Source organism: Flavipsychrobacter sp. (assembly GCA_041392855.1).
Lineage (GTDB): Bacteria > Bacteroidota > Bacteroidia > Chitinophagales > Chitinophagaceae > UBA5543.
The window spans coordinates 2,040,827-2,057,522 of sequence record JAWKLD010000001.1 but is presented as its reverse complement, the minus strand read 5'-3'; the positions used below and the strand labels follow the sequence as shown (position 1 = coordinate 2,057,522).

The following is a 16,696-nucleotide window of genomic DNA, read 5'->3' as shown; positions in this document are numbered from 1 at the left end:
TCTGTAACAAAAAATATCGAGAATATTTGTTCGTATACAAACCAACGTATGTATATGGACAAAATGGTATTTTATTCATCGCATTGTCAGCACCCATAGTTTTCTCAACCCTTGTATTTATATAGGTTTCCGACTATACAAGCTTCCCAGTTCTCCAACTTTCAGACCCAAAGCTGTACAAATATAAACCTTGGTTTACTTATGTACAGATCACTGTCTGGAACACAAAGTAAAATGGTCAGACATGAGAAAAGCCGTAGCGTATTATCGGGTATCTACCGAAAGACAAGGACATAGTGGCTTAGGGCTGGAAGCACAAAAGAAGTCTGTTACAGACTTCATTAAGGTAAACGACTATTTGTTAGATAAAGAGTTCATTGAAATTGAGTCAGGGAAAAAGGCAAGCAGACCAATACTTGCTAAGGCACTCAGAAGATGTAAGGCAACTAATGCCACACTTTTAATTGCCAAGCTGGACAGATTAGCCAGGAATGTAAAGTTCATATCTACATTGATGGAATCAAGAGTTGATTTCAAAGCTGTTGATAACCCTTATGCAGAAGATTTGATAATACATATCATGGCTGCATTTGCTCAACATGAACGTGTACAGATTAGCAAAAGAACAACCGCAGCACTAAGAGCCGCAAAGGCAAGAGGTGTAAAGTTAGGTAAACATGGTCGTGATGTGTTGTCAAAAAAAAATCACCGTGAAGCAGATTGCTTCGCTGAAAAGATGAAACCAATAATAGAACAAATACAAACAAATGGGATTAGGACAATCAGAGGGATTACAGGAGAACTAAATCGGCTAAAAGTGACAACCTATAGAAATAAGAAGTGGCATCCTAATACAGTGCATAACCTTATTAAAAGAATAAAAAGGCTAAACATTAAAAACTAAACTATAATAAATGAAACGATTACTACTCTTCGTATTTGCAGCATTGATGCTGCTTTCATGCTCAAAAAAGGGCAACAATGCAAATTCCAATCCAGGTAATAACAATCCAGAGCCAAGCAATTCACTGAATGAGTATGAACAGATGGTTGTTGGGTCATGGGTACTTGAAAGACTTGTTGATAGTGTCTTTTATGGTTCAGACTTGGGTGAAGTCAAAGACGGGGTTCCTTATCCCTGCGGCCAAGACGACACATATATATTTAGTGCTGACCGTACCTATCTTATGGATGAAGGGCCTGATACATGCAGTAAAGGTGAGATATACAAACAAGAAGAATGGGCTATAGACATGAACTCAAAGCACTTTAAATACAAGCATGGCCCTGGTCAACTATATGGTGACGGTACTTTCCACAAAATTGACAACAACCATTTTGCAGTCTATGCCACGCATTCCAGTTGGTTCAATTATTCGACAGTTAAAACCTATTACTACAAACGCAAATAATTTACGCTCACTAAATAGCAAGGACAATGAAACGGATAATCAAATTAATGACATTTTGTGCCTTACTAGCATCCTGCTCTAAGGAGAATACCACAACACCGAGCAACCCAAACCCGACACCAGAAAAAACACCTTCGGAATTATTAAAGGGAACTTGGAAGATTGAATCCTCTGTTAGTAATGAAGCGGGCAATCCAAGTACATTACCTGATTGTTCTAAGGATAATCTTGTTACATTCAATGCGGACGGAACAATGCTTGCCGATGAAGGTGCTGTAAAGTGCGATAGCATGGATGCACAAACAAGCACAGGTACATGGAAAATGACAAGCTACCCTACATTGGAATTTAAACAGGATGCCACTACAGAATTTACAGTAGTTAAAGTTATTCAATTAGACGAAACGTATCTTAAATATGAAATGCCAGTTGATACTCGTATATATACGCTGACATGGAAAAGAAAATAGTCAATTTCGATGCTGACTAAGTATAATAAGGGAGTGTTATACTCCCTTTGTTATTTTATAAGTGGGCAAAATAGAACAAGCTATTCTGCATAAAACCTCATTAGTCTTTGATAAGCAACTCTTGTGTACAGCATGAACGAACAAACAAGGTTTTGGCGAAAAGAATACTATTTGTACTTCAATATTACTTGTCAATGCAAATGGAGATTGTTTTCGTCAAACCCTAAAGGCTCGACCTTGTTTGTTCGTTCAGGCTGTGCCTATCTTAGCGGTCTCAAAGGCTGAATAGGACAAAGAAAAAAGTTTGCACAGTAAATCTGATTAAATATATTTGAGTGTTTCACAAAGAGTTTTCATGGTGATAGGGTTTATAGGGGCTGACCTGTTCTCGGGTCGGCTTTTTTGTTGAATGGAAGAACGAACGATAAACGGAGCGTCGCAACGAATTACAATTGATAGAAGGACGATGACTAAAACAATATTGTATAATTTAGAAGAATAAAATATCTCATGTAAACATTAGTAGGATGGTAAAACTCAAGCTAACAATATTATTTTCAGTTTTTATACTAGCGGTATCTGCTCAAGAGAAAGTTGATAAATATTATTGTGCCAATTTAGGACAGTCCTTTAATATTAGAGCTTCAACCAATCCAGACAATAAACCTATACTATATCTTGAAGTCTTTAGCGGCATTTTAAAAGACAGGTATTATTTTAAGTTTGATAAAAATCATAGTGCATTTATTGAAGCATTATTAAAGGCAAAAGCAAAATTTACTGAATGGAAGAAAACAGTAAAAGAGAATGATGTTTCCTACACCATAAAGGAAATGGATGTTGCATTTCCAATAGTAGAGGTTTGGATGTATGACAGTTTTGAAAAGAAGTTTACTTATTTAGAAACCTTAAATCTTAGACCTATTTTTTCTGTTCTTGGTAATAAGGAGTGTAGATTACAACTCTCTGCATCAAGTGAATTATTAAGCGAAACGGCATACAGTATTGTTTTAGTTAAAGAGAGGGAGTTCGATAAATTAGCATCAAAGGTTTCTGCTGAAAATCTGTTATTGAAACTGGCAAAAGCAAAGTAGGCCAGTAAAGGTTATACGCTTTCCGAATAAGACCGGAATACAAAAGGTGATATAGGCTATTGCAAAAGTTCCTATATTTGCATTACCTAAAACCTGAAAACATGAACGTTATTTGTCTTGAAGAGCCTGCACTATTTCAACTCGTAGAAATTGTCGTGAGCAGGTTACAATCCCCCAACGAGCAACCATACAAGAAATGGATACCTCCCCAGGAGGCTATGCAGTTACTCAATATTAAAAGCAAAACAAGTTTACAGACATTACGTGATACTGGAAAAATTAGATTTAGCCAGCCTCAGAGAAAAGTTATTCTGTATGACCGGGATTCTATCAACGAATATTTAGAAAAAAACGCCGTAAACACCTTTTAACATGGAAAGAGAATTTGAATTTGACCCACACCCCGACTATGTAGAGGGGTTTAATGAAGCTTATATTCTGATGCAACAATATCCTGACCTTGCTGACCATTTAGCAAAAGCCATGCGTCAATCTGAACGTGGGGATGGTTTCTTGGATGGCAGAGAACAATACATAGCAGAAAAAGCAGAACGTATGCCTAAATGGTTGCAGAATAGAGATGTGGAAGGAAAAGATATTGACCCGGATAAGGGTAAAGACACATATGAACCAGACAGGTAGTGTCCAAAAATTGAGTATAATATACTCGCTAAAATGGTTGATGCTTTTTAGCTATTATTCAAGCCTATATTTCCTAAAATGAGTAGAAAAACCTTCTTCATTGGCCACAAGAAAACCAAGTTCATCGGCAATGCTTTTAAATACTGATATTTTATCGCCTGTGGTAAATCCCAAATTATTGAGTATTTGTCCGCCACTGTTTACTAAGTTGTCAATGTCATTGAGACTGAATAGCCCAAACTTAGGGGTTGGTAGATTACGGGCACGGGTATTTATTTTACTGAATTGCGACAAGCCAAATGCCAAATTAGGATCATGCTCATATAATTCTGTAACCAGCCAGCTATAATTGTGTTTTGGGCATACGATATAAGCGACAGGTATGACATCCAAATGAGCTTGCCCAGACTTACCATTAAAGATTAGCTGCTCATACTGGTCTGGTGTAAACAGCTCCATACCTCGCTCCTTATCTGTGACTACCAGCATACCATATTATATATCAAAATTAAAGAATTATTTACTTATTCATTATTGTCTTTTTCCAATGACTTATAAGAACTAACCCAGAACTTCAGTCCATAAGCTTCCATAGATTTATCCATATTATATTGATACATAAAGCTGGAATGCTGTAGAATTCGGGTCATATTTATATCTACCCTCAAATAGATATCGCACTCATCTACTGTTATATCAAAAAGAGTACGAATAATTCTTGACAATTGTTGTATAAGATATTCGAAGTGGTGGGTGTTAGCACACATAAACTCAGTAATAAATATTGTTTTAATACCTGATTTTTGACTGTCAGGATAAATGTCAAAATAACCAAGTTCATCTTCAAATTTTTTACCATTCCATAAATCAAGTAATGTATCGTTTGTTATGGGAAGGATAGAGCATACAGCCCTATAGTCGTAAACGTCTTTAAACAGCACATATATGTTGCTGTTTTTATGAAATAACTCTTCCCTGTTTTCAAGTACATATTTTTCATGAAATACATTCTTTTCTTCAACATATTTTTGTAACACTTCCAACTCATCGTGCTCGATTGTCCTGACCACAGAATCATCATTTATGATAATCATGTTATATGTTTTGCCTGACAACCTTCCTGATAATAGTGAATGATGATATTTTCTAAGAAGCATACTTTGCGCAATCATTGACAAGTTCAGGCGTTCACGCGGATGTAGTTCGTTTAGGTCTTGAATTTTTATGTCGTCACCATATTTTTTCTCCGTTAACTGTTCGTTACTTTTAACAAAATCATCCCAATCTTTGTATTCTCCGAGAACAAATAAAGACCTCGCAATTTGGTCAAGCCAGTACTTGCTGAAATTAACTTTATCTGGAACATAATAAACGTTTCTCAAAAAGCTTTGAATTCCTTTTTTGTCACATATAGTTTTTATCTCAAGGTCTTCATCTTCTAACTCGATAAGTAATGCTCCTAAATCAACAGGACGTTTCAGTTTCAAATATCTGCAAATAGCATTTTCTGTCACCTTCTGATAAAGCAAGCCAATCTCAAATCGAAAAGTCTCTCTTATGAGCAATAATAAAACAGGGTTGACATACTCTACAGTGTTGTCTTCCATACATCAAAGCGTTAAGGCATATTATTTCTCTGTAAAATGATAAATTTTAAGTGCATTTCAAACAACAGCTTATCAATTACTAGCAGTTGCAAAAAAAGATAGTGTTTATCGCCCAATTAGGCTCTTAAAACAGCTACTATTTCACAAATAAACCCACATTAATACATATCCAACCATTTTGTCAGGTGACCTGATCCACTTCTGCGAAGACACTCCCAGATATTTGCAATAACAAACACATGGCACCATGACACAGGATGAAAAAGAGCAATTAGCCAGGGAATATTGGGCCTCCCGATTTGAGTACCTGGCACAAGCTGAAATAACCGCACCGGAAACAATTTATTACTGGAATGACGAACCACCAATTATAAACGATGAAACAGATAGATATTTCACAACACCAACTGCCACCACTACAAACGTGGGATTTAGATACCGAATTACTGCGGTTCGCAGGTGAAACCGAACGTTCAAGTATTAGCGTCAGAACGGCTTGTGAATCGGTATTGATAATGGGCGGGGTAGGTTCCGGCAAAACCTCTGGTTCGGGTAGGCTTTTGGCTATGAAGTACCTACTTCACGGATTTGGAGGGCTTATTCTAACAGTTAAGCCTGACGAAAAAGACACATGGCTTGATTACGCTAAAACAACTGGAAGAGAGAAAGACGTTATCGTTATTGAGCCAGGGCAAAACAAATATGTGTTCAATTTTCTTGAATACGAAAGCAAGCTCAGGAATGGAGTATCCTACACTGATAATATCCATGAAGTGTTGAGGACTGTAATTCGTGCTGCCGAGGAAAAAGCAGGTGGACGGAGCGATGATGCTTTTTGGGAACAATCCTTAGACCTATTTATGAACAATGTGATTACACTTTGTTTGCTTGCATACGACAAGGCGACTATTCAACTATTATTTGATATAGCGCAGTCTGCCCCTAAACGACCTCTCACACCTAATGTGAATGAATACGATATAAATGAACCGACTGCGTATCAAAAAGCTGTAACCATTGTAAAGGACAGGATGAAGAAAGCAATTAGTGAATGGAACTGTCAACATGATGCAGCATATATTCAGTCATTGCCTGAGGATGTCTACGAAAGTTTGCTAGAAGAGTCCATACATGGATACCGCGACCTTAAAATGCTCAATAATTTTTTTATGGAGAGCTTTTATAGCATAGGAGAAAAAACAAGAGCTATTATAGAGTTCTGTCTCACCTCATTTTTACAACGCATATTACGTGATCCTATATACTCATTACTTGCCAGGTATAGTTCTACTGTCACACCGGAAGATTGTCTAAACGGCAAGGTAATTATTCTCAACCTTCCAGTAAAGCAATATCACAAAGCGGGGCAAGATGCGCAAATATTGTTCAAATACATATGGCAAAGGGCAATGGAGCAACGTAATGTAAAAATATACGACCGACCCGTATTTCTTTGGGCAGATGAAGCGCAGCATTTCTTGCATGAACATGATGCAGAATTTCAGGCTACAGCCAGAAGCTCCAGAGTTGCTACTGTCTATCTCACCCAAAATTTGCCAAACTTTTTCGCAAATATGGGTGGCGAAAAGTCAACTTACAAAGTCAAAGCATTTTTAGGAACCCTTTCAACTAAGATATTCCATGCCAATTCGGATGCAGAAACTAACGCTTATGCCAGTGAACTTATTGGTGAAGCCTACCAGCATGACCATTCCCGAAATGTCAATTTAGGACAACAATTCAGTGTAAGCAAAGGCACATCGGTCAAGCTGGAATCTATGGTACGAAAAGAAACTTTTTCAAGACTGAAAACCGGAGGGCCACTCAATGATTTCATCTGTGAAGCTTATGTGGTTATTCAGGGCAAAACATTCAGCAATGGTTTTAACTACCGGAAGGTAGGTTTTCATCAAAATATACATCCATATACAGACATTAATTCTTAATCATAAAAACAAATAACAATGAAAAAACAAAACCTTTATTACCGCGCAACGTTCAGACGCTTCAATCTTATTAAAGACTCAATTTTGGGGTTGGTATTTCATCTATGCTCCTATCCGAGACTGCTCATTGAGGTATTTATCAGGACAGATTTCGGGCACAGGTATTTTAGTTTGGCTGCCGCTTTGTCAGTATTCAGCCTGCTGGCCTTTATCCCTTTCCTGCAAAGTGGTCTCTATTTTGACCTTGACATGCTCTACTATGTACTGACTGATAACCCGCTTTGGTATGGCTACCTATTTACTTTTCTGTTCTTTAGTTGGAAAAGATACAGGGAACTCAAAGTTAAAGGTGGGTGGTATGACCATAGGTGGTTCAGCTTGAGTGCTGGTGTCAGAAGAGACTTTTTCGAGAAGTTCACCATTAATGGGAAAACACCCAATAGCAGGGTGATGACCATCTGGATCGAACCCCTTCCCTTTTTTATCGTGGGTATCCTGCTGCTCTTCTTCCATAGCATCTTGGGTATCCTACTCGCATTCTGTTCAATCATGTATTGCCTCAGTTATATGGCTGCATATCATATCGGTGACAACCTGATTTGGGATATCATTGATGAAAAAATTGTTTCAGAAGCCACTACAAAATATTATGAAGGGGATGAAGATACTGTGGCAAAACGTGGTGTTCAGTTTTATACCGACAGACCGGATGATAAAGAATTGGGCAAAATTATTGCCAATGGCATGAACCAGAAAGACGATGATTCCGACGAAACCAGCTATGCGTTTTAACCACTTTACACGGAAGCGGGAAGATGTCTGATAGAAAAAAGCAAGAAAACAGTTAACATAAGAAAACAGCGGGACACAGCCCCTAACCCTGATCGCCAAACAGCCCCTATAACCCAATCCTGAAAACAAAACCTATAAATCCCTATCATCTTTAACAGACATTCTTTATCGCCACATTCATTAGAAAAAATCCTAAACACAATTTTTATCACCTAAAACCTCCATCCATGATACGGATGATTCCTAATACATCAGCAGCGTCCGCGAAATCGTATTTCTCGGACGCGCTGATTAAATCCGATTACTATATTAACGACCAGGAACTGAAAGGAGTATTCAGGGGAAAATTCGCAGAAAGGTTAAACCTGAAAGCGGACGTCAACAAAACTGCTTTCTTTAACCTATGTGAAAACATTAATCCTCAGACCGGAAATAAGCTCACCCAAGTAACAAAGGAAGATAGAACGGTTGGGTACGATATAAACTTCCATTGTCCTAAATCGGTATCCATTATCCATGCCCTTTCAAAAGACGACCATATACTCAAAGCATTCTCCGAGTGCGTCAACAAAACCATGCAGGTGATGGAAATGGATGCTATGACCAGAGTTAGAGTTGGTGGTGCAGATACAGACAGAATGACAGGCGAATTGATATGGGCAGAGTTTATTCATCAGACTGCAAGGCCTGCCGGAGAGAGCCTCCCCGACCCACATTTACATGCTCATTGTTTTACTTTCAACGCCACTTACGATGCAATGGAAGATAAAATCAAGGCAGCGCAATTCAGGGAAATAAACAGGAATATGCCTTATTACCAGTCCCTCTTTCACAAGCTGCTTTCAGATAAACTAATGGATTTAGGGTATGGTATAGAACGAACTAAAAACTCGTTTGAATTAGAAGGAGTGCCTAAAAAAGCGATTGAATTGTTCTCGAAAAGAACGAATGAAATCGGACAGGTCGCAAAAGAAAAGGGTATCACTAATTCTAAAGAACTGGCTGAATTGGGTGCAAAAACCCGATGCAAGAAGCAAAAAGGTCTGACGATGACAACCCTGAAAGAACATTGGCGTAAGCAAATATCGGAGCATGGCATTAGACATGAACCGGATAAGCCAGATATACGCTATGGATCACCAACCGCTAAAGATGTCATTACACCAGATAAATGTGTAACCTATAGCCTGAACCATAGTTTTGAGCGAGCCTCAGTTGTACCGGAACGAAAGCTGTTGGAAGCGGCTTTAAAGCATGGCATAGGCAGCCGTTTTTCTAAAGCTGAAGATATTGTTAGAGGAGTTAAAACGGCTAAGCAGCTTATAAAGATTACTGAAGCAGGTGTCGTTAAATGCACGACAAAAGAAGTGCTGTCAGAGGAAAAACGAATGGTCAAGCTTGCGCGGCGTGGATTGGATGCAGTAACCCCCATGTATAAGGCATGCCCTGCCCTTGATTTGAAGGGTCAACAAGCAGATGCAGTTTCCTTTCTCCTGACCAGCAGTAACAGGGTGAATATTATTCGTGGTGGTGCAGGAACCGGAAAGACTACTTTAATGCAGGAAGCGGTGAAGCATATCCAAAAATCGGGCAAGCAGGTGTTCACGGTTGCCCCTACCTCGGAAGCTTCAAGAGGCGTATTAAGGAGCGAAGGTTTTTCCAATGCGGAAACGGTTGCCTCGTTATTGCAAAATAAAAAAGAGCATCACAAGCTAAAATACAATGTCATTTGGGTAGATGAAGCAGGATTGCTAGGCACAAAAGATATGCGTGAATTGCTGGAGCTTGCCGAGAAGCAACATGCAAGACTGATACTTGGGGGCGATACACGGCAACATGCGAGTGTTGTGAGAGGGGATGCTTTACGCATCCTGAATACAGTAGCAAAGATTCCTGTTGCCGAGGTAAGTAAAATATATCGTCAAAAGAAATACCAATATCGGACGGCTGTAGAACATATTTCAAAAGGCGATGTTGAAAGTGGTTTTCGGCAACTTGACGGCATTGGCTTTATCAAGCAAATGGACGAACAATCCCCCTATCGGGAACTAGTCAAAGACTACGTGCAATCCCTTAAAGCTGGAAAGAAAGCACTTGTTATTTCCCCTACCCATAAACAGGGGGAGATAGTCACAAGAGAAATACGCAACGCTTTAAGACAAGAAAAAATGATTGGTAACAAGGAACGCCAGATAACAAAGCTGGCAAACCTCAACCTAACCGAGGCAGAGAAAGCAGACTGGCGCAATTTGCAGAAAGGGCATGTTGTTCAGTTTAATCAGAAAGTGACCGGAACACTGACCAAAGCCAGTAAATGGATGGTTACAGGAGTTGCTGAACAATACATTAGCCTGAAAGGTAATAGAGGACAGACCGCTTCATTACCATTGAATAAAGCCAAACATTACGAAGTTTATGAAATGCAGCCTTTAGCTATAGCAAAGGGTGACACAATAAGGATTACCCGGAATGGGTATGACGAACGCAAGACAAAGCTGAATAATGGGCAGCTTATGGAAGTGGTCAATATTGATAAGAACGGGAAAGTAGAACTGCGCAATCCGGTTAGTAAATGTAAATATTCATTGTCTCCTACCTTTGGTCATGTTGCCCATGCTCATTGTCTGACCTCTCACGCATCACAAGGCAAGACAGTTGACAGAGTGTTTATTGCACAGCCTGCAACGACCTTTGAAGCTACAAATGATAAGCAGTTCTATGTTTCTGCCTCCAGGGCTAAGGAAAGTGTTACATTTTATACAGACGACAAAGAGGGCCTTTTAAACCATGTTGGTAGGATAAGCGAAAGGCAATCTGCAATTGAAATAGCTATACATAGTAAACAACATGGTGATGCAATTCAGTATTTACTACGTGATGAAGTAAATAAAAAACAGATACCTAAAAAACAATTCGTTAAACAGCCTGTAAGAAGGGCAAGGTTTGAAGACAGGGATTATGAACCGAGACTTTAATGCCAAGTTTGACAGGATGTTGGAGAATAACCCTTCATCCGCATCACCTGAAACTGTTTCGCCAACGGAAACATATCCTGAATCAGGATATGCACGAAATATTTGCTTCGGTCTGCCTGATGATAGCTATGTATTTTTTGGGTATAATTATCTGGTCACATGCTCATACCAACCGGATACCAATAAAATAACAATTGGATTTACAACCCATACAGTGCTTTTGGAAGGTAATAATCTTGCCGACATATTTTATAGTTTGATGAACCAAACCGCCAGACTAATTTGCTACAGTGATGAGCGATATAATTCTGTTACCAAGAGTAAGAGTATTGTCAATAACATTGTTGTTACAGAAGTTCAATAAAATAGAGGGTTGGAAATACCAACCCTCTATTATTAATTATGATGTTGGTTGCAGAGATTTGAGATATGCAACTGAACGAGATGCAGTATTTGCAGCATTCGCTAAAAGATATTTATTGCTTTTCAATGCCTGCATCCAGTGACCTATATAATCGGCGTGATCCTTTCTTGGCTCACGACTGATATTAAGTTCCGCACATAAGAAGCTTGCTCCAAATTCTGCCACGAGTTCTTCGGCGGCATAGGCTTTGTCCCCAAAGCGTTTACCGAATTCACGGTTAATTCGGCTCTCATGTCCTGACCAATGAATTAATTCATGACCAAGAGTACTATAATAGTTCTCTGTTGCAGTGCTATGTTCTGTGTCAAAAAACAAGGATTTCTTTGGCATGTAAATTTCATCTGACGATAACTTGTAACATGCCTTCGTTCCCTTGTGTTTAATAACGGCTTTGGTATTAGCTACAAAATTTTCAGCTTGGTCAATTCTTTGAACAAGTGGCGGTTGTTCTTCAATAATTACTTCATCAGGCTCATAACTTGCCAACTGACATTTATTGAAAACCACATAAGTCTTGATGAAAGGCACTTTGACAACTTCACCATTATCATCCTCTTTTTCGATGAAGTCATAGTACAAAACAGTTGTACCGCGCTCACCCTTTTTTATTTGCTCATTTTTAGACTTCCATTGTTTAAAGCTACCCCAGACATTGGAGGTGTATTCATGCTCATGTGCAGCTCCCCAAAGTAACAGGGTATTAATTCCGTTGTAAGACTTATCACTTACAAGATTTTTGGGCAATTTGAAGGTGTCGTTACCCGACTTCCAAGGTTTAATCCAAGGAGTAACACCATTCTCAAGATATTTAATAATAGTATTTGTCACTCTTTGGTGAACATCGGTTTTTGCATTGTCAATAACGGTTGGAACGGATTCAGAGATGTGTTTCATTGGTATTGCCTTTCTATTAAGGTTAATGGTTACAGGTGATGGCACAACCGAAGGACTAGTGACCAAGCCGGCTGTTATTTTGTGTCGCGGTGAATGCCGCCGCAGGCGGGAGAGGAAAATAATAGTTGGTGACGGGAACGGCTTCGGTTAATCACCTGTACTGAAACCATTGACCGCATCTTTGATAGAAAGCATTAGCAATGCATTCGCTCAAATCTTTCAATTGTTTTGAAAAGCTGCAAAGCTATTTCAGGCACAATGGCATTACCAAACATCCTTATTGATTGAGTTCTCCATTTTGGAATGGTAATATTGTCCAGTCGGGCGGGAAGCCCATCATCTCCCCCACAAAGCGGGGGTTCAGTAGGCCAGTCTTGCCAACGAGCATTTGTACTTTTGAACCGAGGTCGTCTCCCCGCCAATTGGCAGTTTGTCTTTTGTAGTTGCAGTCGCTTGCAATTGGTGTAGGTAATAGTTTCTTCCAGTTGTGAAGTACATAAGCCGTCAATTTGGTGGCATTGTCTGCATTTTCGTCTTTTCGGAGCCTTGCTGCAAAGCCTGGTGCGTTTCCATCGAAAGCTGTTGGAGTTGGAATAAGCTTTCGTTTGCCTTGTGGGGGCATATTCAGAATTGAGTCCGACAATCCACACCCTGTATCTTTGATGCGGTGCATTGACACCTGAAGCTGGCAATACATACGCTGCAACTTTGTAGCCTTCAGCTTCCAAGTCAGATTGCACCGTGTCGAATACCAGTCCATCGTTCCAACTAATAAGGCCGTAAACGTTCTCACAAACAACCCATCTGGGTTTGACTTCTCTAATAATTCGATACATTTCTGGCCAGAGATAGCGGTCATCTGACGTGCCTTGTCGCTTCCCGGCTGCACTAAATGGTTGGCAAGGGAAACCTCCTGTAAGGATGTCAATTTGCCCTTTGTAGTGTCTCGCATCAAATTCTCCTATATCATGGTGTGAGTTTGCTTTTGGCCAGTAGTGTTTCAGTATGGTTTGGCAAAACGTATCCTTTTCACAATGAAATACGTTTTCCCATCCCATTTTTTCAGCAGCAAGGTCAAAACCTCCGCCACCGGAAAACAAGCTTCCGTGTCTCAATTGAGTGCCTTTCGTTTGACTTTTGATTGTTAGTTGCGGAGTCGTGCAATAAGTTTTGCGTTCATGTCATTAAAGGATGCATAGTCCGTATTCTGCGCGTGGTGTTTTAATTGTTCAGTTTTGCAGAATTGATCCAGAGAATTTGTTGCTTGTATTCCGATTTCATTATTCCCGAGCCATGAATGCAAGTATTCGTAGCCGTAATTACGGATATACCCAGTCATGTCTTTTAAACAGTCATAGCTATTAAGAATGATTGCGTCTTCAGTAAATGACTTCCCTTCTCTGATAATGATGGCAGAGAGATAATCGTAAACGTCTTTGAAAACATGGATGCCCGAAGGCTTTGGTACACGGCCCCTGATAAAACTGATAGCACGATTGCCAAGATGGGCTTTGATTTTGGGATTTCGTATTGCGAAACCACCATCTTCATTCTCAAACCCAATGGCAATAAAGCTTCTTCCAGTCTCACGATTAAGTACCCTTACCTGCTGGAGTATATGGCGAGCTACCCTGAATGGAATACAACGGTTTTCTTCCAAATACCGGATTAATACAGGTTCGGATAAATATGATTTGTCTTTTACGACAAAGCATCCATCTTTTCTTTCATATCGTGGCATGCCAGGCGGCAATTCAATTGTCGGATAATTAAAACCAACCATGTTTTTTAGCCAACGCAATGCATCCATAACGGTATGATTAACGTCCTGGCTTTGGAGATATAGACAGACCAACTTAATTGTATCACCTTTTGTGTTTGATACAGGGTCATACCATGTGTTTGTTTTGGGATTAACGACCAGCTTTGTTTTCTGCTCGCAGTCGAAGGGTGATGTGTATAAATCCAAACCATGTAGAATAGGGTTTGGTTTTATACCCCATACGGCAAATATTTTGCGCATGGGTATAGATTTAGCATGTGCAATATCCATTGTGCTATTCCTAGAAGTAAATTGTGATTGAAATATTTAGAATGCGTTTAAGCGACGCTCTTCCAGAAATGCGTCAAGACATGATCTTCGATAACGTACACTACGCCCGATTTTGATTGGCTTAAGGTCGTATCGCTTTGTACTATCCCATACGGCTAACGTGCCGTAAGAATAGTTAATATATCGAGCCGCTTCTTTTCGGTTAAATAATGGGTCGTGGTTTGGGATATTCATTGGAAATCCTTTCTATGATTAATAACTGATGTTTCTTATGATTTGTGGGTTGGACAAACGGAGTGCTTGATATGCGAAATCAATATGTGCTGTCAAATAAAAAACGGAAATATTATCACAATTAATACCCGATAATGTCCCAGCCCTGCTTAATCAAGATTGATCTACGTATTATTACCTAGTCGAGTTAAATTCTTGAAAGTAGTTTTCACAGCGGGAAACGAATCGTTATAGACTTCTGCAAAAACCGGAGGAAAGTCATGACGATTAAAAAACCTGTAACTGACGAAAAGCTGCAATCGGCGTATCTAATAATTGCTGGGATAGTAAAACAGCATGGAGAAAAGTATCTGCCAATATTTAAAAGGATGCATGAAGAGATTGAAGTGCGTAAAGCTCAAAAGAATTTATTAGAGATTGCGTCTCAATTGGCCGAGTAGTATAATAAAAATTTGTTGACAACTTGAAGCACTTTTGCTTTAATAGAGATGGTATTTGTCACACGAAATGAAAAATAATTTTCTACACGGCGACAATTAAACACCTCTTGAAGTACTGAAAAATAAACCACAATTGCGGAATTAGGAGCTACAATGCAAATGTCCCTCTGTCCGCCAGTTTATTGCTTATTAACTGGCATATATCTTCTTAAAAACAAACACATTTTCTGTTTAAATCAACGAATCGTTTTTCGGCTCGTTATAAATCGTCACCTGTTTTATCACACTAAATAGGTGACGCATGTTGAGGTTGATTAAAATACGCGGCTACTACTATTACAATCGCCGTGTTCCGGAGGAAATGCGTGAGTTTGACCCACGAGAGAATATCAGGGTATCTCTTAAAACAGACAGTAAGGCTATTGCAGCGAAACGTGCAGTAGTCTTAAACGATCAGATTGAAGCCTATTGGCAAGAACTGGTTAAGGGTCAAGTTCGTCATGATAATATTCGCTTCACTAAGACCGTCAGGATAGCACGTCAGTTAGGCTTTTCATACGAACCTATGTCGGTAGTAGCTAACCTGCCAATAGTTGAGCTTGTTGAGCGAATTTTGGCTCTGAAAGATGCTTCGCTGCCACAAATAGAAGCTGTACTAGGTGCGAAGCCCCAGCCAGTGTTAACTGTTAAGGAGGCACTTAAGAAGTATTGGGAACTGTCAAAAGATAAAATACTTAATAAGCCTTTAGATAAAGTGAGAAAATGGGAAAATCCTCGTAAAAGGGCTATAGCCAACTTTGTCAAAGCAAGTGGCAATAAAGAGCTTGTAACGATTACACGTGAAGATATGCTTGCTTTCAGAGACTGGTGGCTTAAACGGATTGATAAAGAGAATATGAATCCGACTACAGCAAATAAAGACTTTATTCACCTGAAGGTGATTTTTGAAACCGTATCTGACAACCTGAAATTAGGGTTAGATATCACTCACCTGTTTAAAAAAATTAAAATTAAGACAAGGCACAAACAAACGCGGCTTCCATTAACTACTGAGCAAATCCGTACAATACTGCAAAGTCCTAAACTTGAATTGCTAAATGACCAAGCCAAATGGTTCTTGTTCGTTGCGGCTGAAACAGGCGCTAGACCATCAGAGTTAACAGGTTTGTTGCCAACTGATATTAATCTCAAACACGACATTCCTCATATCAGTATCAAGGACAGAAAGGAACGTGAACTAAAAACACCTCACAGTGAGCGTGAAATTCCGCTATTCGGTAATGCTGTAAAAGCTTTTGAACATCTACCTAATGGGTTCACCAGATATAGAGATAAAACAGACAGCCTTACCGCTCTATTGAACAAATTTCTTCGTCATCATGGTTTATTGCCATCAGAAAACCATTCACTGTATTCTTTACGTCATAGCTTTCAGGACAGGCTATTAGCTGCCAATGCACCGGATCGTGTCCAGGCAGAATTAATGGGTCATAAGTTTCACCGTCCTAAATATGGTGACGGTGCGACTTTAAATCAAAAAAAGGAGTGGATATTGAAGGCAGCTTGTCACTATTCTTCATAACCTGAAGGTTGTTGTTATTAATCTTGTCCATACAACCAGTTAGAACAAGCGCTTAAAGTGATTTGAAGAAAATGAGAAACTAAGCTATAGCAATAATGCTGTAATCTCAGTTTAGATTTATTCGTAGCGGT

At 39.3% G+C, this 16,696-nt stretch carries 19 protein-coding genes; 13 read left to right on the top strand and 6 right to left on the bottom strand.

Annotated features, from left to right (window positions below; all coding sequences use genetic code 11):
* The first annotated feature begins 244 nt into the window (after positions 1-244).
* From R2800_09500 to R2800_09475, 6 genes are all read left to right on the top strand, one after another.
* Complete coding sequence (locus tag R2800_09500) at positions 245-904, top strand: recombinase family protein (protein ID MEZ5017273.1); 660 nt, start codon at positions 245-247, stop codon at positions 902-904.
* A gap of 10 nt (positions 905-914) precedes the next feature.
* Positions 915-1,412, top strand: coding sequence for a hypothetical protein (locus tag R2800_09495; protein MEZ5017272.1), 498 nt, complete (start codon positions 915-917; stop codon positions 1,410-1,412).
* A 26-nt stretch (positions 1,413-1,438) separates the two neighbouring features.
* Positions 1,439-1,882, top strand: coding sequence for a lipocalin family protein (locus R2800_09490; GenBank protein ID MEZ5017271.1), 444 nt, complete (start codon positions 1,439-1,441; stop codon positions 1,880-1,882).
* A 527-nt stretch (positions 1,883-2,409) separates the two neighbouring features.
* Positions 2,410-2,976, top strand: a complete 567-nt coding sequence (locus tag R2800_09485; protein MEZ5017270.1) for a hypothetical protein — start codon at positions 2,410-2,412, stop codon at positions 2,974-2,976.
* 101 nt (positions 2,977-3,077) lie between these two features.
* On the top strand, positions 3,078-3,347 hold the full coding sequence (locus R2800_09480; protein ID MEZ5017269.1) for a helix-turn-helix domain-containing protein: 270 nt from the start codon (positions 3,078-3,080) through the stop codon (positions 3,345-3,347).
* A gap of 1 nt (position 3,348) precedes the next feature.
* Entirely contained in the window at positions 3,349-3,618 is a 270-nt protein-coding gene (locus R2800_09475) for a hypothetical protein (GenBank protein ID MEZ5017268.1), read from the top strand.
* A 54-nt stretch (positions 3,619-3,672) separates the two neighbouring features.
* On the opposite strand, the gene R2800_09470 is transcribed toward R2800_09475, so the two are convergent.
* Complete coding sequence (locus R2800_09470) at positions 3,673-4,107, bottom strand: DUF2958 domain-containing protein (protein ID MEZ5017267.1); 435 nt, start codon at positions 4,105-4,107, stop codon at positions 3,673-3,675.
* A gap of 35 nt (positions 4,108-4,142) precedes the next feature.
* On the bottom strand, positions 4,143-5,225 hold the full coding sequence (locus tag R2800_09465) for a hypothetical protein (GenBank protein ID MEZ5017266.1): 1,083 nt from the start codon (positions 5,223-5,225) through the stop codon (positions 4,143-4,145).
* A 247-nt stretch (positions 5,226-5,472) separates the two neighbouring features.
* Here R2800_09465 and R2800_09460 point away from each other — a divergent pair, with 247 nt between their 5' ends.
* The 5 genes from R2800_09460 (at position 5,473) to R2800_09440 (ending at position 11,302) form a co-directional block, all read left to right on the top strand.
* Positions 5,473-5,688: a hypothetical protein gene (locus R2800_09460; protein ID MEZ5017265.1), complete on the top strand. Its 216-nt coding sequence runs from the start codon at positions 5,473-5,475 to the stop codon at positions 5,686-5,688.
* 103 nt (positions 5,689-5,791) lie between these two features.
* Complete coding sequence (locus R2800_09455; GenBank protein ID MEZ5017264.1) at positions 5,792-7,171, top strand: TraM recognition domain-containing protein; 1,380 nt, start codon at positions 5,792-5,794, stop codon at positions 7,169-7,171.
* 18 nt (positions 7,172-7,189) lie between these two features.
* Complete coding sequence (locus R2800_09450) at positions 7,190-7,963, top strand: hypothetical protein (GenBank protein MEZ5017263.1); 774 nt, start codon at positions 7,190-7,192, stop codon at positions 7,961-7,963.
* Positions 7,964-8,190: 227 nt separating this feature from the next.
* A complete protein-coding gene (mobF, locus tag R2800_09445; GenBank protein ID MEZ5017262.1) occupies positions 8,191-10,938 on the top strand; it encodes a MobF family relaxase in 2,748 nt (915 codons plus the stop codon).
* On the top strand, positions 10,922-11,302 hold the full coding sequence (locus R2800_09440; protein ID MEZ5017261.1) for a hypothetical protein: 381 nt from the start codon (positions 10,922-10,924) through the stop codon (positions 11,300-11,302). Before mobF ends, R2800_09440 begins: the two co-directional genes overlap by 17 nt.
* A gap of 36 nt (positions 11,303-11,338) precedes the next feature.
* Here R2800_09440 and R2800_09435 read toward each other — a convergent pair whose 3' ends face one another.
* The 4 genes from R2800_09435 to R2800_09420 all read right to left on the bottom strand — a co-directional run bounded on the left by R2800_09435 (position 11,339) and on the right by R2800_09420 (position 14,543).
* Complete coding sequence (locus R2800_09435) at positions 11,339-12,256, bottom strand: zincin-like metallopeptidase domain-containing protein (GenBank protein ID MEZ5017260.1); 918 nt, start codon at positions 12,254-12,256, stop codon at positions 11,339-11,341.
* A 277-nt stretch (positions 12,257-12,533) separates the two neighbouring features.
* Positions 12,534-12,929: a hypothetical protein gene (locus R2800_09430; GenBank protein ID MEZ5017259.1), complete on the bottom strand. Its 396-nt coding sequence runs from the start codon at positions 12,927-12,929 to the stop codon at positions 12,534-12,536.
* A 471-nt stretch (positions 12,930-13,400) separates the two neighbouring features.
* Positions 13,401-14,309, bottom strand: coding sequence for a hypothetical protein (locus R2800_09425; GenBank protein ID MEZ5017258.1), 909 nt, complete (start codon positions 14,307-14,309; stop codon positions 13,401-13,403).
* Positions 14,310-14,345: 36 nt separating this feature from the next.
* The gene (locus tag R2800_09420; GenBank protein MEZ5017257.1) at positions 14,346-14,543 is read right to left on the bottom strand and encodes a helix-turn-helix domain-containing protein; all 198 of its coding nucleotides are present in this window, start codon (positions 14,541-14,543) and stop codon (positions 14,346-14,348) included.
* A gap of 260 nt (positions 14,544-14,803) precedes the next feature.
* On the opposite strand from R2800_09420, the gene R2800_09415 reads away from it, so the two are divergent.
* Both R2800_09415 and R2800_09410 read left to right on the top strand, forming a co-directional pair.
* Positions 14,804-14,983: a hypothetical protein gene (locus tag R2800_09415; GenBank protein ID MEZ5017256.1), complete on the top strand. Its 180-nt coding sequence runs from the start codon at positions 14,804-14,806 to the stop codon at positions 14,981-14,983.
* Between the two features lie 301 nt (positions 14,984-15,284).
* Positions 15,285-16,565 carry a DUF6538 domain-containing protein gene (locus R2800_09410; protein ID MEZ5017255.1) on the top strand — a complete coding sequence of 427 codons (1,281 nt, stop codon included), beginning with the start codon at positions 15,285-15,287 and terminating at the stop codon, positions 16,563-16,565.
* Positions 16,566-16,696: the final 131 nt, after the last annotated feature.